Consider the following 19,675-nt stretch of genomic DNA (forward strand, 5'->3'; position numbering starts at 1 on the left):
TATGAAACTAAAATATATTTTACTATCAATACTGTTCCCGGCAATGACGATTCTATTTGCGTCTTGCTTCGATGACCTGAACACTACCCCGCTTGATCCTAAGTTGTATACGGCAGATAAAGCGTATTCTACCCCTGAAAGTTACATGCAGGGATTAGCCAAATTATATGCAGCACTTGGCCTCTCCGGACAAAGCGGACCAGCCAGTGCGGAAATTGCTGATGTGGATGCCGGAACCTCTCCATTCTTACGTACATTCTGGTACATGCAGGAGTTCACTACAGACGAGGTGACATTCACTCAGTCCGACCCGGGATGTCCCGAACTCTCTTACAATACATACAGCACCTTGAACAATCCGATAATTTCAGGTCTCTATTATCGTCTCTTGTTCACTATTACCATGTGCAATGATTATCTGAAACAAACCACAGACGAGCGTTTGAATGACCGTGGAGTAGATGATGCTCTCAGAGCTAACATACAGTATTATCGTTCCGAAACCCGTTTTCTCCGTGCTTTGATGTATTATCACGCTATGGATATGTTTGGGAATACTCCTTTCATTACAGAAAACGATCCAATCGGTACTTATTTGCCTCCACAACGTTCACGTGCCGAACTCTACAGTTTCATTGAGAGCGAACTTCTGGAATTATCAGACGATCCGCATATGACGGAACCAAGACAGAATGAGTATGGGCGTGCCGACAAGGCAGCTGTCTGGATGTTGCTGTCACGCTTATATTTGAATGCAGAAGTGTATATTCAGACACCTAAATATGATGAGTGCATGAAATATGCCCGCAACGTGATCAGTGCAGGATATGATTTATGTCCCAACTATGCAGAACTTTTCATGGCTGACAACGGTGAAAATACAGATGCACGTAAAGAAATGATTTTCACGATCAACTTTGACGGACGCTGGACTCAGTCTTATGCAACACAATTCCTGGTAGCAGGTTCACGAGGTCCCAACGATCCTAACTTTACCCAAACGAGTGGTATCTCAAAGAGTTTCAAAGGTTCTCGCGCTACATTGACTTTCGTCCGTCACTTCTACCCGGGAATTGATGATTTCCTCGGAACAATGGATGAGGTGGTTGATGACGGAAACGGATCATTGGGAAAGTATGTAAACACCTTGGATAACCGGGCTATTTTCTTTACCCCGACTTGCCATTTGCCTATGTCCAAAAATGCCGGTTCGAGCACCTTCATTTATGGCTGGCCTTCCTATAAATGGACCAACCTGACACGTGAAGGCATACCGCCCTCATATACGGATGAAAATGGGAATGTGATTTCTTTGACTGAATATCCAAGTCTGGACTATCCCTTGATGCGCCTTGCCGAAGCCTATCTGAACTACGCTGAAGCTGCGGTGAGAAAATCCGGAGGAACATGTACGGATGCATTGGCTCTGGAAAAGCTCAACGAACTGAGGCATCGCGCAAAAATACAGGCCGAAGATCTGAGCTCTTTCACTCTCGATTATATTTTCGGTGAGCGTTCCCGCGAGCTTTATTGGGAAGCATTCCGCCGCACAGATCTGATCCGCTTTGGTAAATATTCCGGGAATGATTATACATGGGAATTCAAGAATGGAACTTTCCCCGGTTCTGCCGTTCCCAAATATAGAGAACTGTTCCCTATACCCGCTTCAGATATAGGTGCCAATCCTAATCTGACTCAGAATCCGGGCTATGACAATGCCGTTTCCAATCAATAACCTCTTTAAGAAGATTAAATATGAAAAAGTTAGTTTATTCAATAGTTAGCATAATTTCTCTTCTTTGCCTGGCGTCTTGCGCACAAGATGAGAAACTAATACTGGACCCTGATAATTTTGTTGCCAGTTCCTGGAAACAGACCTTTGACGATGTGTTTGTTCTGGATAAGAATGCTGCCGAGACAGACTTGGCCGTCATTGAGTGGACCCCTGCCCAATTTGGCTACGATGCTATTATTTCCTACGCCATTCAGCTGGCTGTAAAAAAGGAAGGAGTAGATGTAAATGATCTGACATACACAACGTTTGCAATTACCAATGAAAACAAATATACGGTGAAAGTAAAGGATCTGAATGCCGCCTTATTGTCGGCCGGAGCCATCAAACGCCGACCTACAGACATTGTAATGCGCGTTGAAGCCACCATCAGCACAGCCTATGCATCATTGACATCCTCCATATCCGAATTCAATGTGACTACGTTTTCCAGTGATCCCGACTTACTTTATGTAATAGGTGATTATACCGACTTTACAACAAATAATGCAGAAGTATTATATTCTCCCGGCTGGAATGGAGAGTATGAAGGATATGTATATTTACCCAAATTAGACCAAGGTATAAAATTGGTTGAAGAACTGGCACCGGAAGTTGAATGGGGAGCACCGGCTTCATTCACTCCGGGTACAAGCCTTGCTCTGCAGGCAGGAGGAAACGTTATTGCTCCGGGTTCTTTTGCACCGGGTTCCAATAAAGAGGAAATACTCGATGGACCGGGATTTTATAAAATGGTAGTTAAAATCACGGAGAACGCAAAGACCATGACACTTTACAAATTCTATAAAGAGTTTTTCGTGTGCGGACAGCGTAATATGAGTTATCCTCAATGGGCAAATTCCATGTCAGCTCAAAATCCTGAAGAAGGAACAGGAGCTGTTCTGACATACGATCCGGAAGGAAAAGTATGGACTGCCAAGCATGTGTATGTTCCGGAATATCAGACAGACGGAAGTGGTGTACCCAATACCTCTAAGTTTGAATTCAAATTCAGAGCGAATGCAGTGGGCAAAACCTGGGCAAATGCTGCCAATATGGGAGCTACCGACAATAAGGTGGAAAAGGGTAATCAATCGGGTATCATATCCGGCACAAAGAATATTCCATTTCTTGCAGCAGAAGGATATTATGACTTCAATGTGTATTTGCAGGAATATCCTTTCCGGTATGAACTGGTACCCAGTGCTGATGAGTAGTTTTCAGGTTAATTGAGTGATTAGAATCGGGCTGTATCGTATATTTCCGATACAGCCCATTCTTTTATAATACTGACATTGAAACAATTAAAAATTATCCTTATGAGAACTTATATATTGTTTATCACACTTCTGTGCACTTTATCTCTAAAAGCACAGATTGTAGATTGTACACCATCTAAGCCAACAGGTGACGATGAAGTTACTGTGACTTTTGATCTGACCAAGTGTTCCTTTCAGAAAGCTTCTTTAGTCGATTTTGAAGGACCGATTTATTCACATATGGGAGTTATCACTTCCGAAAGTCCGAGTGGTACTGAATGGAAATCCAGAATTGCTTTATGGCCGGATAAGACAACACCCGACAAATGTAATATTGATGCTGTTAAACTCCAGAAAGTCGGAGATAACCTCTGGCAGCTTAAAATCACCCCGTCCGTCAAAGAGTTCTTTATGCAAAACACTCAGATGGAACCACCTTACGAGTTTAAAGCAGACGAACAGTTGCTGAGTATCGAGTTTGTGTTGCGTAATACGGATGGCACCATGGACGGAAGGGCTACCGGTGATAAAAAATCGAATATTAAATTACTGTTGTCCCATACAATAGCTCCGGGAGAAGATAGTCCGCGCCCGGAAGGAGTACAAAGAGGTATTAACTACCACAATGACGAAAGCCTCACTTTAGTACTGTTCGCTCCGGGAAAGCAATTTGCGTATTTAATGAGCGAACTGAGCAACTGGGAAGTGAAAGAGGATTATCGGATGAAAAGAGACGGTGACTACTTCTGGATTACTCTGAATCATCTCATTCCCGGGAAAGAATATGCTTTTTATTACCTGGTCGATGGTCTTTTGGATATCGCAGACCCTTATGCCAATAAGATACTCGAAAGGAAGTTCGACAAAGGAATATCTCCCATCGCATATCCTAACCTCATGGAATTTCCGGAAAAATGTAAAGCTGATATTGTATCTGTGTGGCAAACGGCAAAACCGGAATATCCATGGGAAGTGACTGATTTTAAAGGCGTACGCCAAGACCGACTGACAATTTACGAACTCCTGCTTCGCGATTTCACACGCAACGGTGAATATAAAGGAAATCTGAAACTGGCCCTTGAGAAACTGGATTATCTGAAATCATTGGGAATCAATGCAATCGAATTAATGCCTTTCTGCAAGATAGACGGAATAACCAATTGGGGATATCACTCCACCTTCTTCTTTGCAACAGAAAAAGTGTATGGAACAGAAGAGGATTATAAGAAATTTATAGACGAGTGCCACAAACGTGGAATAGCAGTGATCATGGACATTGTATTGGATCATGCATATGGTACTTGTTCCTTAGTCAGACTGTATGCTGATCCTCCGGGAAATACCAAAGCACAGCCGGCAGCAGATAATCCCTGGTTCAATATGGTTTCTCCCAATACTAAATATTCATGGGGAGCCGATTTCAACCATGAGAGTAAAGAAACGCAGATTCTTTTAGACAGCATTTGCGCTTTCTGGCTAAAAGAGTATAAACTGGATGGTTTCCGTTTCGATTTCTCCAAAGGTTTTACCAATACTCCGGGAGATGGTTCTGCATACGATCCGGATCGGATCCGCATTATAAAGAGATTATCGGATGAAATACGGAAGCGAAAAAGTGACGCTTACCTCATTTACGAGCATTTAGCTGGCGATCAAGAAGAAAAAGAACTTGCCGAACACGATCTGATGCTATGGGGAAAGCAAAATTCTCCTTTCAGCAATGCGATCAATGGAGTTCAGAAAGGTAGTTCGTTTAAGGGAGCCATGGCTTCATCTAAAGGATGGAGTAAAAACAACCGGGTAACTTATATGGAGAGCCATGACGAAGAGCGTGTTGCATACAATGCTTCAGTGAATGGAATTGGAGAAATTCGAACGGAATTAGAGGTACGTATGAAAAGATGTGGAACTGCCGCAGCCTTTTTATTTATGATGCCCGGTCCCAAGATGATGTGGGAATTTGGCGAAATGGGGTACGACATCTCTATTCAGTCAAAAGAAGGTACGGACGAACTTAGTTCCAGCTATGAAGGTGAAACGAAACCTCCTCATTGGGAGTTCCTGGAGGTTCCGGAACGAAAGAATTTATTTGAGACTTATTGCAAATTACTAAATTTCAGAGAACAGTATGCCCATGTGATATCCGACGGAGAATTCGTAGGAAATGTGGATGAGACAGACTGGCCTATCCGACGTATTGAAATAACACATCCGGATCTTCACTTTGTTTTAGTAGGCAACTTCGGTATTGCCACTAATATATGTATCCCAAATTTGAATAACGGAGAAGACTGGTATGATTTCATGACCGGTAAATCCGAAACAGGAGGTCCCTTCTCTTTGCCTGCCGGAGAGTTCAGACTGTATATAAACAAGCCTGTAGAAATTACTTCCATAGAAACGATACCGGAAGAAAACCGGCAAATCGCTATTGCCCCTACAATTGCCCAAGAGGATGTTCGGATTTTATTATCCGGAATTGTCAAAGTGCAGATTATTGCAATGAATGGAATCATAGTAGACGAGCAGACTCCCGCAAACCGTTCTTTCAATGTCAGCAAATTAAATAAAGGATACTATCTTGTACGTCTGACAGGAGAAAACGGGAAGCAAACAATGGCTCATCTTATTAAGCAATAGAAACGACTTACTTTGAGCAAGCATACCGGGAAGGCAGATTAAGAGTACCTTAATCAGATATTGTTCCATTACGAAGAAGCGTAAGTTTCACTTTAGAGGAACATTTGTTTCCTTACTGTGGCACAAAAGTTTCTTGCCTAAGAAACGTTTGTTTCTTAACCGAGAAACTTTTGTTCCATAGGCAAGGCACTTTTGTTTCAATAGGAAGAAATAAAAAGGAAAGGCGTAATCTTACGAGTATACCTTGCGCTTGCTAACAGGCTGAAAGCACTGAAAGCCGTCCACGACCAGACATTTCAGTATAAACGCCTTACACACAAGGGCCTATAGACGATGAAAGAGATGAAAGCGCAGAACGGCACGATAATACAGCACAAAGAAGACTTGACTCAGCGGTTCAACCACGGTTCCGGATTCAGTTTCTCCTTTTCTTTGCGCAACTGGAAGTGAAGCACCGTACGTCCATTGTCCGCACCATCCGAAAATACTTGTCCGAGGGCTTGCCGGGTAGTAACAGTATCCCCCGTCTTCACTGAAGCAGAAGCCAGGTTACAATAAACGGAAATATAGTTTCCATGGCGGATAAGAATATTGAAAAGTCCGTTCAGTTGGAAAACAGCAGCTACCTTTCCGTCGAAGATAGCACGCGCCTGTGCACCGGGCTTACCTTGAATGTCTATCCCTTTATTATCCAGTTTCACATTGCGAAGCCCCTCTACGGAATACTGACCGTAGCGGCTGGTGATGATATACGGTCCGGTAATAGGTATTGGCAATTTACCACGGTTGTTGACAAAGCTACCGGACAATTCCCGGTCTGCCTTATCCATCGTATAGGTTTCGAGAGGTGCCGCTTTCTTGGCGATGGCTGCTTCGGAAGAAGAAGTTGCAGCCGGTTTCGTTTCTTTTGCAGCAGCCTTTTTGCGGGCAGCCGCTTCTTTACGCGCCTCTTCCGCAGCACGTTTACGGGCTTTCTCAATTTCTTCGGCTATCAGGCGATCAATACGCGCATTCAGCTGGTCGGCTTCCCTACGCTTCTTGTTCAACTCATTTTGCAGCCCACGCTGCTTCTTCTGTAAATTGGCAACTAAGGTTTTCTTCTCCTTCTCCTGGTTTTCCAACTTTTCTTTTTCCACTTCACGCTCTTTCAGCAAACTGGCTTTGGCTTTCTTTACCTGTTGAAGTTCTGTCTTCTTTTGATTGACCTGCTCTTGTTTCTTCAGAATCTCTTCGCCTTGCAGGCGCTGATAGTCGGCATACTCACGCACATAGCGCAAACGGCGATAAGTTTGCGATAATGTTTTGGCGGAAAGAATAAACAAAAGTTTGTCTTGGACGGAACGGTTCTTATACAGATATTGAACTGAAGACTCATATTTCTTCTTCTTATCCTTCAGATCATTTTCGAGGCGGACTAACTGACGTTCCAGTTTGGAAAGTTCACGATCTATAGTCTCCATATCATTATTAATGGCGAGGATATACCGTTTTCGTTCCTCAATCTGCCCGGTAAGGGCGGCAAGACCATTCAACTGGCTACCGACATCTTTCTTTGTAGTATTCAGAAGTGTTTCCGACTCGGCTATCTGCTTTTGCAAAGCGCCCCGTTTACTTTCCAACTCCTTAATCATCTTGTTGGATTGGGCACAAAGTGGCAGAGCCAGACAAAAACAACTTATGAAAATACAAAGAAACTGTCTCATAACTTAGCCAGCATCTCTAAAAGTTCAGTCCATTCAACCTTAGTATATCTGGAAGACACCTGAGTCGGAGTCAGCGATATCTCTTTGTCCGAAAAGTCGGTGAGAACGATTTTTCCTTTCTCCAAAGAAGGAATCCCCAACTCCTTACCTGTCAAAGAAGCTTTGCCACCGGGTTTGGCAGCCTCAAAAAGCATCTTCTCCAAATGGGCAAAGTCGGCCTTCTTGGGCAAAACGTCTTTCAATTCCTTACGGGTAGCCTGTACATAACGTTTTCCCATGCGGTCCACTACCAACACATCGTCGGGAGTAATCTCCAATCGTGCCACTTCACTGCGGAGGATAGGCATCAGAAGGGAAAGCTGCATACGTTCACCGCTTACAAGCTTCATGGTACCGTTCACTGTAATTGTGCCTCCCTTGTTAGGAATGGTCAACTGTACTTTAGAAGATAAAAAGCGCGGTTCTCCCAACGAAGAAGTCACTTTCCGGGAAGTCTTACAACCGGAAAGACCTACTACCAGGGTCAGGAGAAGCATGAGAGGCAGCATACGAATACTGCCTACCGTTCTGTATTTGCTGTGTAACGTTCTCATTCGGGTATATATTTCTTTTTCTCGATCTTCTTTTTCAATGTCTTGGACTCACTACCCACTTCCTGAGCTTGCTTCCAATACTTCAAAGCACCATCCACATCACCGGTCATATAATAGATATCACCCCCATGTTCAAGAATGGTATCACTTTGGTCTTTATCATTCTTTATTGCATCGTCTATGTAGAGGCGGGCTTCGGCATAGTTGCCTTTCTCAAACAGAATCCAGGCGTAGGTATCCAGATAAGTGGGGTTCTTCGGTTCGGATTTCACCGTTTTATAACTCATTTCCTCCGCTTTGTCCAGATCACGACGTTCCAGCGAGAGATAATAGGCATAATTATTCAATGCTCCCAGATTTGCCGAATTGTAAACCAATGCAGAATCATAAGCCGCATAGGCTTCCGTATTCATTTTCTTTGTGTGATAGAAATCGCCCATGATGGCATAAAAGTTAGAAACGAATTCTTTATCACTCTTTTCCGGGATATTTTCCAATCCTTTCTTGCAAATGGCAAGTGCATCGTCAGTGCGGTCAGCCTGATTATAGGCTATGGAAAGATAGAAATAGAACTCCAGCATATCGGGATTAGACTCGATACCGGCCTCGCAAAGACGGATTACTTCTTTATAATCTTCTTTCCGTATTGCTTCACCGAGAAGTGTCATACGGGCAGCCGTATTCGTCGGATCAATGTCCAGCACTCGTTCCAGTACGGGCATGGTCTCTTTATTCATTTTCTTGGCAAGAAGATATTGGGCATAAAGCATCGGCATCTGTGCATCATCCTGATCTTGTTCCATAATACGGTCAAAAAGATTGATCACGCGGGTACTGTCTCTACCTGCCCGTTCATTTTCAACCACAAACTGACGCATCACGTTCAACTTTGTATCAGAAGGCACTTTCTTATTCAGTAAAAGGGTATCCAGTTGTTGCTCGTAGAGTTCTTTCTGTCCGGTTTGTTCGTAATAAGAGGCCAATGAATACATCGCCATGGCATTATCCGGTTCGGTGGCAAGCACTTTCTTGTATATGTTATAGGCTTCGTCCTTCTTGTCGTTCTGCATATAAACATCACCCAGTATCACCTGATATCGCATATCCATCGGATACTCTTCCACCAGACTCTCTATCTCACGGAAAGCGCTCTGATTATCCTTCTTCTGTAAATAGATACGAAATTTCTCCATACTGAGTTGCTCGTTCTTTCCCATCTTTTCTTCCAAACGATTCAAGGTGGTAATCACATTATCGTACTCTTCCAGACGGTTGTATATATCCAACAAGCTGTACAGAGGATCCATCCTATCCGAGAAACGAGTTGCCATGTTTTCCAGCAGATTCGTGGCTTTCTGCATCTCATTCTGTTGCTGATATAAGCTGGCCAATCCCTGGCTATACCAATAATTATCCGGATCATTTTCCACAGCCTTTTCCAATGCTGCCTGTCCTTGCGGAACTTGTTTAAGGTACATATAGTACTGCGAAATCTCGTACAAAGCCGATGAAGCATTCGGATTAATGGTCAGACAATGCTGCAATAAGTCAAAGGCAGCACTATAATCGTCTTTCATCTTCAAGCGGGAAGCTTCCAGGAAGAAGTAATCGTATTTACGCTGTTGCTCGGGCGTAAGCACAACCTGCGCCTTGGTTCCTTTCCGCTGTTTTTTTCCTCCCTGACGGGAAGTACCACACGATATAAGTATCGCGCACAATACGAAAAGAGATACTATTTTAAATTTCATTTTCATTCAGTCAGTTAGTAGAACTCAGCCCCTTTTAGTTTTTAAATTCTTTGATTTTTAATTCCTCAACTCTTTCCTGTATGACCGAAGCCGCCTGCACCACGCTCCGTATCATCCAGCACTTCCACTTCCTGCCATGTAGCTTGTTCGTGGCGTGCTATTACCATCTGCGCAATGCGTTCTCCGTCTTCTATCACAAAAGTCTCCGATGAAAGATTTACAAGGATAATACAAACCTCTCCACGATAATCGGCATCAATCGTTCCCGGAGAATTCAGCACCGTGATACCTTTCTTGATAGCAAGACCACTGCGAGGGCGCACTTGTGCCTCAAACCCCGGTGGCAGGGCAATATATAATCCTGTAGGCACCAGGCAACGCTGCATTGGAGCTAAAGAAATAGGTTCTGAAAGATTAGCACGGATATCCATTCCTGCGGACAATTCGGTGGCATAAGCCGGAAGCGGATGTTTCGATTTATTAATGATTTGTACGTTCATGACATTAATTACAAATTACGAATTATAAATTACGAACTGCCGCTATTTCAGTATTTAATAGCAGTTCTTCTTTTTTAATTGGGCGAAAATACAGCTTTTAAAGCAAAATAGTGATACATTTGCAGTTAAATAATAACAAAGGGCAAATGTCCCCTCTTTTTTTGCCATTTATAATTTGTAATTCATAATTCGTAATTCATAATTCGTAATTATCGCCATGAATTGGAACACCCTCATATCTGCCAAACGCTTCGGGCTTGAAGAGTTTCACCAGGAGCGTCACGAAAACCGTTCGGAATTTCAGCGGGATTATGACCGTCTCGTCTTCTCCGCCCCCTTCCGCCGCTTACAGAACAAAACACAAGTTTTTCCCTTGCCGGGTAGTATCTTCGTACACAACCGCCTAACGCATAGTCTGGAAGTTTCCTGCGTAGGCCGTTCATTGGGAAATGATGTCGCTAAAGCCATTCTTACCCGTCAGCCTGAATTGAAAGATTCGTATTTACCCGAAATTGGGTCTATCGTATCGGCAGCCTGCCTGGCACACGACTTGGGGAATCCTCCCTTCGGTCACTCCGGAGAACGAGCCATCTCCACTTTCTTCTCCGAAGGAAAAGGTATGCCTCTAAAAGGACAACTGTCCGCAGAGCAGTGGGAGGACCTGATACACTTCGAAGGAAATGCCAATGCTTTCAGATTGCTTACCCATCAGTTTGAAGGAAGACGCAAAGGAGGATTCGTATTAACCTATTCCACCCTGGCCAGCATCGTAAAATACCCCTTTTCATCGAGTTTAGCTGGTAAGAAATCAAAGTTCGGCTTCTTCACCACGGAGGAAGATAGTTTCCACCGGATAGCTGAAGAACTGGGTATGAAAAAGCTGAATGAAACCCCACTGAAATATGCCCGTCATCCGTTGGTTTACCTGGTAGAGGCGGCAGATGACATTTGCTATCAGATGATGGATATTGAAGATGCCCACAAGCTGAAGATACTTACCACACAGGAAACACAAGATTTACTTCTTTCCTATTTTCCTGAAGAACGTAAAATGCATATGCTCAAAACACTGAAGCTTGTCAGCGATGTCAATGAGCAGATTGCCTATCTGCGTTCCTGCGTCATAGGACTGCTCATCCAAGAATGTACCCAGGCCTTTCTGAATAATGAGGAAAAGATATTAAAGGGGGAATTTGAAGGAAGCCTCATCAAGCATATTTCCGAATTGCCAGCCGGTGCTTATAAGCACAGTGCAGATATTTCGTTAAAGAAAATCTATCGCTCGCGTGATGTACTGGACATCGAACTTGCCGGTTTCCGCATCATCAGTACTTTGCTCGATCTGATGATCGATGCCGTCTGCTCACCGGAAAAAGCTTATTCACAGTTGCTCATCAACCGGGTATCCGGCCAATACAATATAAAAGCGCCCGTACTCTACGAAAGAATACAGGCGGTATTGGATTATATCTCCGGCATGACAGACGTTTATGCACTTGATCTCTATAGAAAGATCAACGGAAACAGTTTGCCGGCAGTATAAGTTGTGCTTCAGGCACAATTATCATCTACTCGGAAAGAACACTTTATTAGCTCCGGAGGTAAGTTTGCAAGCCTCCGGCTCATTCTCGATGAATGACTGGATATGGCGGATACGCTTTTCTGCCAGAATTTCATCCACAGCAATCAGAATTCCCGTTTCTTCCACATCGCCAAAACCATAGTTAATGGCAGTACCGAACATACGCATCGTCGGACTCAAACTCATATAAGCATTTACCAACGGCGGAATATTATAGCCTAACTTACGTATCTCGCAATTCAGTATCTTATAGTCCTCCTTAAATGTCTTCTTACAAAACAAAGCAGCCAAATCGGCCTCTTTAGCTTCCATTTCAAGCGGTTTCATCGGAGTAATCAGATTATCTTTATCCTCAAAGTGCTTCTTCAAGAAATAAAGAATCATGTCGCGTCCCTGACGATGATAGCTCGGATACATAGTCACTTTACCGAAAAAATACTTCACATTCGGCATAACTACCGTTAACGCACCCAAACCATCCCATAGGTTATCCAGCGCAAACAAGCCTTTGCTACCGGCACGGGTGGACTGATACTCTACCGTAACAAATGAACGTCCTAACTCAATTGTAGTGGGAAGGTACTCTTTCAGGAACTTTTCAGAGAAATTGAACATGTGGGCTGTAGCCAGAATAGGGGCACCCTGTTCATCGAACCGAACGTCCGTACCAAGGATATAACGATAACCACCTAATATTTCTTCTGCTTCAGGGTTCCAGACAATCAGCTGTTTGTAGGGATTATCCATGATATCGTATTCATCGATATCCAGCGGTTGTCCTGTACCTCCACCTGCTGCACGGAAAGCAATCTCGCGTAAACGCCCGATTTCTTTCATAATATTCGGAGAATCCTGAGCTGTAATGATATAAATCTGATTATGGCTCTTATTCGTCATACGCAGACGCTTCTCTTCGGTCAGTTCCGCTTTCAGAAGTTCCTTACTAATAGGTTCAATAATCTCTTCCATATTTTTTTGTTAGTAGTTCTCTTATTAAAACTAAGTTCTATAATTTATAAACGATATCTTTTACGTAAGCCGCCCACTCGGCAGGAGTTTTTGATTTATCAAAAGTCTGCCAGGAAATAGGTTTCCCGATGGTAACAGTAAACGTTTTATGACGGTTCTTTAACATCTCGTCGGCAAGGTAGAGCATGGCTATGTTAATTTTGATGCCCAAAAATTTGCAGACGTTAGCCAAATTATAAAAAAAGTTCGAATTCCGGCCTTCAAAATGAATGGGGACAACGTCGCGTTGTGCCTGCACACTCTTTACGATAAAGGTCTTCTTCCAATCCAGATCACGGATCACTCCATTCTGACGTCGGGAGCACAATCCGGCAGGGAACATAATCAACTGATCATTCGATGCAAAGCCCGCTTCCACCATTCTCGGAAAATCTTTTGCCTGTTTTCCTGTCTTATTAATAGGTATACAAAGAGGAGCTAATCCTTGCAGATTCATCAGCAGGTCATTCACCATATACTTCACCTTACCTTTATAGAAACTACCCAACACATATCCCAAAGCCACACCATCCTGGCCTCCCAACGGATGATTAGAGACAAAGGTATACAATCCTTCAGTCGGTAGATTCTCTTCTCCCTTCACTACAATATTGGCATCCAGAAATTCCAGGCAGGCTTTTAAGAAGTCTACACCTACCTTATCCTTCGACTCGCGCAGGAAAACATTCAGTTCTTCCTGATGAACGATTCTTTTCAGATAAGAAACCACGAATTTGGGGATATACTTATAGTACTTCGGAGCCTTTTCCCGGAGCACTTTATCAATATCAATCAAAAATAAAGAGTCGTCAGCCATTCTTTTTAAGATGAAATGATTGCGCAAAATTAACTCATCTTTTTAATTATACGCAATAAAATTGGTGAAAACTGCACCCAAAAACAAACAAAAGGCACCCAAAAACTATCAATTGATAGTTTTTGCCCTAAAGATTGCTCAAAATGCGTCCGTCAGAGTTAGGGAACTTTCGTAAAATTGCAACATCAAAAGTCAAACAAACGAATAATTATAATAAAAAAGGAGAACGATATGAACAGTATTACATTTCAAAAGGATTTGCTCGGAGTACAAGACGATTTATTACGTTTTGCATATAAACTAACCTCCGACCGTGAAGAAGCTAACGACTTACTCCAGGAAACCTCTCTAAAGGCATTAGATAATGAAGATAAATACATGCCCGACACTAACTTCAAAGGATGGATGTACACCATCATGCGCAATATCTTTATAAACAACTATCGGAAGCTGGTTCGCGACCAGACCTTCGTAGATCAGACTGATAATCTTTATCACCTCAATCTGCCTCAGGAGTCCGGATTTCAAAGTACCGAAAGCGCCTATGACTTGAAAGAGATGCACCGTGTTGTAAATGCACTGCCACGCGAATATAAGATTCCATTCTCTATGCATGTATCCGGTTTCAAATACCGCGAGATTGCAGAAAAACTGGGATTACCCTTAGGAACAGTAAAGAGCCGTATATTCTTTACACGCCAGAAGTTGCAACAGGAACTGAAAGACTTCAGATAATCTGTGTTGCAGGATAAAAACAGTTATTACCCTATACAACCTAAACCGATAACGTTCAGATATGAAAAAGTGTTCATGAAGAGGTCAGAGACTACTTGCATGAGCACTTTCCGACCACCCGAAAACTATCAAAACACCACCTAAAAACTATCAATTGATAGTTTTCCCCCCAAATATTGCCTGAAATCCGTCTATCAGAATAAGATAACTTTCGTAAAATTGCAAAGTCAAAAGGCAAAACAATAACTATTGAAAAGGAGAAATGATTATGAACAACAGTATTACATTCCAGAAAGAATTGATCGGGGTACAAGACGATTTATTACGCTTCGCATACAAATTAACCTCAGACCACGAAGAAGCAAATGACCTACTCCAGGAAACCTCTCTAAAGGCGTTAGATAACGAAGATAAATATGCACCTGATACTAATTTCAAAGGATGGATGTATACCATCATGCGCAATATCTTTATCAACAACTACCGCAAGGTGGTTCGCGACCAGACTTTCGTAGATCAGACAGAAAATCTCTATCATCTCAACTTACCGCAAGAATCCGGCTTTGAATGCACGGAAAGCGCATACGACTTGAAAGAGATGCATCGTATAGTAAATGCATTACCCCGTGAATATAAAATTCCATTCTCCATGCATGTATCCGGTTTCAAATACCGCGAAATTGCAGAGAAGCTGGGATTACCACTCGGAACAGTGAAAAGCCGTATCTTCTTCACCCGACAGAAGTTACAACAAGAACTGAAGGATTTTGTTTAGGAGATTTTAAAAAAAATCTGCAAAACCGATATATAGTATAAATTTTTAGTTGTGTTAGAGAGAATATGGGCAGACCGGAACAATATCCAGTCTGCCCTTTCTTTATATCCCCTCGCTCCATACCCGAACCATATCCGAACCGTAGTTTCTCCGTACATTCTTCAGTCAGAAGTACCTCTGTACGGAGCAAGTATGACTCGGGTACGGTGTAGGTGGATATTTGACTAATAATATTTCGGAGCAGGAGGATTTTCACCTTTATAATCTCGATTCGTATAAACACGTATCCAGTCGATGTACATGGCAGGTTTAGCATCTTTTTTCCATTCGGAAGGAATGATAGCACCAGGCCAAGCATTCGGGTTCGTCGAGATACCCGTACTGAAAATCAGGAAGAAGCCCAGCGGATCACTCCAAGGCCAGTCAGTATTGCCATCAGCCCCTTTGTGGTGTTCAAAATAGACTTGTCCGTTGACACCTCCTACAATGCGGTCGGGATACCATTCCAGCCAATAGATATTCCATTGAGACATATTGGCAAGATTGATGGAGGAAGTGACACTACCACCACCGCCTATGACACCGGCATAGTGATTTTCGGAATGAAGCGTGAAATGAGCACAATCGTTCAATGTCTTCTTGGGATTCTCCAAAAGATCGATCTCACCATTCTTCGGCCAGGGACGGTTATTGTTTCCCATAAACCAGAGGGCATCATTGAAACCTACATAAGGAGTACGTTTGAAACGTATCTCAATACGCATATTTTCAGTAAAGTTACACCAGAACTCCTTATTACCGGGAAGTGAGGTGCGATAACAACCGTGAGAATACTTCACTTTCTTACCGAAACGGTTATCTATCGAGTCTTTCTCCTCTACACTCCAGATGCGCAAAACTCCATCCTCTACTTTTGAACATTTCCGGTTATCGACCTTTGCCGTACGTGACATGTGCAAGCCTCTATGTTCTACAAAGCCAAGCGGCAGTCCCTTTTTCGTATCTTTATCATTAAACTCATGGGCTGTATAAAAAGACCATCCTTTCATTTTAGGATGCATATCGCCCTTCTTCAAGTGCAGGGCATCCCCCGGATTGTCATACACCAATGTTTCATCATCTTTCGGCAATACCCTCTCTACGTCTTCTCCATCGGGATAGGGAACAAACTTGCCGGTAGTTTTCAGAATAGGCATAGTGGCATGTTGAGCTCGCAGATAGTCACTCAAAACTTTAGCCAGCTCCTTCACTTTATCCGGATAACATGCAGACAAATCATGCTGTTCGGAAATATCATCGTTCAAGTTGTATAGACAACTGCTGCCGGTTTCGTAATAATGAATTAATTTCCAGTCACCTTTCACAACGGCACTTTGTGGAGCACCAATCGTTTGTATTCTCTCACCCCAATTATTCGGATAATGGAAAAATAAAGCACGTTCTTTTTCTCCAGTCTGTCCCTTCACCTGTGCCATAAAGCTCTGCCCGTCAATCTGCTGTGGTGTCTGATAATCATGTACTCCAGCTATCTCCAACAGAGTCGGAAAGAAATCTTCAATAATGACTGGTGTATCATTCATAGTTGAGGGGGACGTTACATTCGGATAATAGACGATCATCGGTTCGCGAATTCCTCCTTCTTTCAAGGAACCTTTTCCTTCACTCAATGGAGCATTTTTATCCGCGCGGCCTATTGTATAGCCACCATTATCCGACATGAAAATAATAACTGTATGATCTGCAATGCCTTTCCGGTCTACATAGTCCATCAAATCTCCCAAGCTCTTGTCCATGCCCTCCACCAAGGCAGCATACTGCGCCTCTTTATGCGGAAGCCCTTTATCCATATACTTCTGATAGAAGCGTTTATCTGTCCCGAAAGGCGCATGCACGGCATAATGACTCATATAGAGGAAAAAAGGTTTAGACTGGTCAAGAGCCTTATCCATAAGCCCTTTTGCCTCCAACGTCAAAGCCTCAGTAAGAAAAGTATCTGTTCCATGATACTTTTCCAAATCGGGCACAGCCCATATCGCTGCCCATTCCGGCTTGCCGGAAGCACCATATCCTTCTTCTCCCAGATAGCTGCCCATAGCACCGGCTGCATGACCGGCTATGTTATAATCGAAGCCAATAGCCAATGGATTCGCAGCAGGTGTATCTATCGAACCGAAATGAGCTTTACCTACCATCATGGTAGTATATCCGTTTTCACGAAGCAATTGTGGCAGGCACTTTGCATAAAAAGAATGTTCCAACCCGGGTTCAGGACACAGACCATTATAATTCCATGCCTCAAAATCCAGCATCTCATTTTTCCGGTCGGTCGGTGTATCTTTCTTCAACGTCCAGTTCGTTACTTTATGTTGGGCGGCGTTTGCTCCCGTAAATAAGCTGACACGTGAAGGGGAACTGATGGGGCATGCATAAGCGTGCGTAAACCTGACCCCTTTCTTTGCCAGACGCTCCATATTAGGCGTTTCATAAATATGATTCAGCTCGGTGGTATCATTCCAAAACGGTAAGGAAGTATCTTGCCATCCCATGTCATCCACCAGAAAAAGAATAATATTAGGCTTTTGCTGAGCTATGGCATTACCTGAAAGCAATGCCATAGCGGCTATAGAGAGTATCGAATTCTTCATAACACTACTTTTTCAGGATACCGACTTCACCGACCGTTACAACATTTTTATTATTTATCTCCGACAATGGTTCCAGCTTGAAATAACGGGCAGGATATGTTTTGCCAAACCGTACAAAGTAAGGCACAGGATTGTGCATGATATTACTGAATTCACCACTTGCCTCACATTTAGTCCACGACTGTCCGTCAAGGCTCACATAGAAAGCATATTTATAGATAGTTCCCGTCAAATCCTCTCCTATGGAAGGAGCATAACTAAAGCCACTTACTTCCACTTTATCCCCCATATCAACAACCAATGGCGTAAGTGCGGAAGCACGCCAAACCGTTTTCCGGTCCCCATCAATAGCCTTACGGGAATCTGCATTGCCACCAACCACCTGCCATCCATCGACAGGTACATCGCTGAGTTGTATTTCTTCATTCTTATCTGCAAGAGGTTCTGCATAGAAAAGACCGACCGTAGTAACATTAGCCACACCACGGGCAGAGCGAATGGTTACACGAATGCGCTCCGGACGAGTATCAGAGAAACGTACAAGACGTTTATATCCTACTGTTGTGCCTTCTGCCATATGAATCCAGGAACCATCTTTATACGCTTCTACAAGGAAACTTTCAATACGTTGTCCTTTGGAGATATCTTCCTGAATCATGAAAGCATTCACCAACGCATCTTTCTGTATATCATATTGGCGGACTGTACCGGAAGTTCCATGCCATGCCTCGTTTCCTTTCAGCACATAATTACGGGCAAATGTTTTCTTTAAATAACTGGAAAATTCTTTCAGCCTCTGCACATCATTTTCATTAATCAACCCACGAAGGTCGGGCGGAATATTCAATAAAAGAACGGAATTATAGCCTACTGACTTGAAATAAATATCCGTCAGATGATTTAAAGTCTTCACTTGCTTGTCCTGATCGGCATGATAAAACCAACCCGGACGGATGGAAACATCCACCTCAGAAGGATACCAGAAAAGTTCGGTAGCACGAGCCACTATATCACGTCCGCCTAAGTCCTTTGCCTTGCCGAAGATACCCAATTCTTTATTCTGTTCGCCGGAACGGGGATAGATACCCGGAGTCAGAGCTGTAGCACTCCATTCTGTTTCACGACCGATACCTTTTTCATTGCCTACCCAACGAACGTCATCACCCATAATAGCAGTAACTGCTTTAGGTTGCAGGCGACGAATGGTTCTCAATATGGCATCCCAGTCATAGATTTGTTTTTTACCGTTAGGACCTTCACCGTTGGCACCGTCAAACCACACTTCATGGACTTCACCGTAATTGGTGAGTAATTCAGTCAGTTGCTCGATGAAGAACTGATTGTAGGCAGGAGAATCACCATAGCAAGAGGCATTACGATCCCAAGGGGAGAGGTAAATTCCAAACTTGATGCCATACTTCTTGCAAGCATCCCGCAGTTCACGTACCACGTCTCCCTTTCCATCTTTCCAGGAAGAAGAGGCTACGGAGTGACGGGTCGTTTTGGTAGGCCAGAGACAGAAGCCATCGTGATGTTTGGCAGTGATGATGGCCATCTTGAAACCGGATTCTTTAAGAGTCCGCACCCATTGTTCGCAATCCAGCGAGGTAGGATTAAAGATGGCAGGATCTTCAGTACCATCTCCCCACTCTCGTCCGGTGAAAGTATTTACACCGAAATGCAGGAAAGCGGTCAGTTCCATACGCTGCCACTCCAGTTGTTGGGGAGTGGGTACAAGGCGTGAAGCCATTTCTATCTTTTCCGCAACTGTAGCACCAGCGGGAAAAGCAACGTGCTTTTCATAATAAGTCTCTTGTGCCTGCAATCCGGAAAGGATTGTAAGACTGAGAACTGTAGTTAGAATCAGTTTTTTCATGCTATCTTATGTTATAGATTTCG

Annotated in this window: 14 protein-coding genes; 6 read left to right on the top strand and 8 right to left on the bottom strand. The window is 43.3% G+C overall.

Annotation, left to right across the window (positions count from 1 at the left end; genetic code table 11):
- Position 1: 1 nt before the first annotated feature.
- The 3 genes from K429_RS0108150 to K429_RS28545 all read left to right on the top strand — a co-directional run bounded on the left by K429_RS0108150 (position 2) and on the right by K429_RS28545 (position 5,670).
- A complete protein-coding gene (locus tag K429_RS0108150) occupies positions 2 to 1,735 on the top strand; it encodes a RagB/SusD family nutrient uptake outer membrane protein (RefSeq protein WP_007210805.1) in 1,734 nt (577 codons plus the stop codon).
- A gap of 20 nt (positions 1,736 to 1,755) precedes the next feature.
- Positions 1,756 to 2,988 carry a SusE domain-containing protein gene (locus tag K429_RS0108155; protein WP_026366583.1) on the top strand — a complete coding sequence of 411 codons (1,233 nt, stop codon included), beginning with the start codon at positions 1,756 to 1,758 and terminating at the stop codon, positions 2,986 to 2,988.
- Between the two features lie 102 nt (positions 2,989 to 3,090).
- A complete protein-coding gene (locus K429_RS28545; RefSeq protein WP_026366584.1) occupies positions 3,091 to 5,670 on the top strand; it encodes an alpha-amylase family glycosyl hydrolase in 2,580 nt (859 codons plus the stop codon).
- Between the two features lie 389 nt (positions 5,671 to 6,059).
- Here the strand turns inward: K429_RS28545 and K429_RS0108165 are convergent, their stop codons facing one another.
- From K429_RS0108165 to dut, 4 genes are all read right to left on the bottom strand, one after another.
- Positions 6,060 to 7,373, bottom strand: coding sequence for a murein hydrolase activator EnvC (locus K429_RS0108165; RefSeq protein WP_022208473.1), 1,314 nt, complete (start codon positions 7,371 to 7,373; stop codon positions 6,060 to 6,062).
- The gene (locus K429_RS0108170) at positions 7,370 to 7,966 is read right to left on the bottom strand and encodes a DUF4292 domain-containing protein (RefSeq protein ID WP_026366585.1); all 597 of its coding nucleotides are present in this window, start codon (positions 7,964 to 7,966) and stop codon (positions 7,370 to 7,372) included. Before K429_RS0108170 ends, K429_RS0108165 begins: the two co-directional genes overlap by 4 nt.
- Positions 7,963 to 9,714 (bottom strand): tetratricopeptide repeat protein, encoded by a 1,752-nt coding sequence (locus K429_RS0108175; protein ID WP_081750900.1) that lies wholly within the window; start codon positions 9,712 to 9,714, stop codon positions 7,963 to 7,965. Before K429_RS0108175 ends, K429_RS0108170 begins: the two co-directional genes overlap by 4 nt.
- A 65-nt stretch (positions 9,715 to 9,779) precedes the next feature.
- On the bottom strand, positions 9,780 to 10,214 hold the full coding sequence (gene dut, locus K429_RS0108180; protein WP_007210811.1) for a dUTP diphosphatase: 435 nt from the start codon (positions 10,212 to 10,214) through the stop codon (positions 9,780 to 9,782).
- Between the two features lie 217 nt (positions 10,215 to 10,431).
- Between dut and K429_RS0108185 the strand changes: the two genes are divergently transcribed.
- Positions 10,432 to 11,757, top strand: coding sequence for a deoxyguanosinetriphosphate triphosphohydrolase (locus K429_RS0108185; RefSeq protein WP_026366587.1), 1,326 nt, complete (start codon positions 10,432 to 10,434; stop codon positions 11,755 to 11,757).
- A gap of 21 nt (positions 11,758 to 11,778) precedes the next feature.
- Here the strand turns inward: K429_RS0108185 and K429_RS0108190 are convergent, their stop codons facing one another.
- Positions 11,779 to 12,765, bottom strand: coding sequence for a GNAT family N-acetyltransferase (locus K429_RS0108190; RefSeq protein WP_007210815.1), 987 nt, complete (start codon positions 12,763 to 12,765; stop codon positions 11,779 to 11,781).
- Positions 12,766 to 12,802: 37 nt separating this feature from the next.
- Positions 12,803 to 13,621, bottom strand: a complete 819-nt coding sequence (locus K429_RS0108195) for a 1-acyl-sn-glycerol-3-phosphate acyltransferase (protein ID WP_007210816.1) — start codon at positions 13,619 to 13,621, stop codon at positions 12,803 to 12,805.
- Between the two features lie 231 nt (positions 13,622 to 13,852).
- Between K429_RS0108195 and K429_RS0108200 the strand changes: the two genes are divergently transcribed.
- On the top strand, positions 13,853 to 14,356 hold the full coding sequence (locus K429_RS0108200; protein WP_007216924.1) for an RNA polymerase sigma factor: 504 nt from the start codon (positions 13,853 to 13,855) through the stop codon (positions 14,354 to 14,356).
- A gap of 268 nt (positions 14,357 to 14,624) precedes the next feature.
- A complete protein-coding gene (locus tag K429_RS0108205) occupies positions 14,625 to 15,131 on the top strand; it encodes an RNA polymerase sigma factor (RefSeq protein WP_022208469.1) in 507 nt (168 codons plus the stop codon).
- Between the two features lie 224 nt (positions 15,132 to 15,355).
- Here K429_RS0108205 and K429_RS0108210 read toward each other — a convergent pair whose 3' ends face one another.
- A complete protein-coding gene (locus K429_RS0108210) occupies positions 15,356 to 17,776 on the bottom strand; it encodes a sulfatase-like hydrolase/transferase (RefSeq protein ID WP_026366588.1) in 2,421 nt (806 codons plus the stop codon).
- A 4-nt stretch (positions 17,777 to 17,780) separates the two neighbouring features.
- A complete protein-coding gene (locus tag K429_RS0108215; protein ID WP_026366589.1) occupies positions 17,781 to 19,652 on the bottom strand; it encodes an alpha-L-fucosidase in 1,872 nt (623 codons plus the stop codon).
- Between the last annotated feature and the right edge of the window lie 23 nt (positions 19,653 to 19,675).

The organism is Bacteroides sp. 14(A) (assembly GCF_000526555.1).
GTDB classification, from domain to species: domain Bacteria; phylum Bacteroidota; class Bacteroidia; order Bacteroidales; family Bacteroidaceae; genus Bacteroides; species Bacteroides cellulosilyticus.

Coding starts and splice junctions, on each gene's coding strand:
- K429_RS0108170 (WP_026366585.1), bottom strand. CDS start 7,966: ATGAGAACGTTACACAGCAAATACAGAACGGTAGGCAGTATTCGTATG.
- K429_RS0108165 (WP_022208473.1), bottom strand. CDS start 7,373: ATGAGACAGTTTCTTTGTATTTTCATAAGTTGTTTTTGTCTGGCTCTG.
- K429_RS0108210 (WP_026366588.1), bottom strand. CDS start 17,776: ATGAAGAATTCGATACTCTCTATAGCCGCTATGGCATTGCTTTCAGGT.
- K429_RS0108190 (WP_007210815.1), bottom strand. CDS start 12,765: ATGGAAGAGATTATTGAACCTATTAGTAAGGAACTTCTGAAAGCGGAA.
- K429_RS0108150 (WP_007210805.1), top strand. CDS start 2: ATGAAACTAAAATATATTTTACTATCAATACTGTTCCCGGCAATGACG.
- K429_RS0108205 (WP_022208469.1), top strand. CDS start 14,625: ATGAACAACAGTATTACATTCCAGAAAGAATTGATCGGGGTACAAGAC.
- K429_RS0108195 (WP_007210816.1), bottom strand. CDS start 13,621: ATGGCTGACGACTCTTTATTTTTGATTGATATTGATAAAGTGCTCCGG.
- K429_RS0108155 (WP_026366583.1), top strand. CDS start 1,756: ATGAAAAAGTTAGTTTATTCAATAGTTAGCATAATTTCTCTTCTTTGC.
- K429_RS0108175 (WP_081750900.1), bottom strand. CDS start 9,714: ATGAAATTTAAAATAGTATCTCTTTTCGTATTGTGCGCGATACTTATA.
- dut (WP_007210811.1), bottom strand. CDS start 10,214: ATGAACGTACAAATCATTAATAAATCGAAACATCCGCTTCCGGCTTAT.
- K429_RS0108215 (WP_026366589.1), bottom strand. CDS start 19,652: ATGAAAAAACTGATTCTAACTACAGTTCTCAGTCTTACAATCCTTTCC.
- K429_RS0108185 (WP_026366587.1), top strand. CDS start 10,432: ATGAATTGGAACACCCTCATATCTGCCAAACGCTTCGGGCTTGAAGAG.
- K429_RS28545 (WP_026366584.1), top strand. CDS start 3,091: ATGAGAACTTATATATTGTTTATCACACTTCTGTGCACTTTATCTCTA.
- K429_RS0108200 (WP_007216924.1), top strand. CDS start 13,853: ATGAACAGTATTACATTTCAAAAGGATTTGCTCGGAGTACAAGACGAT.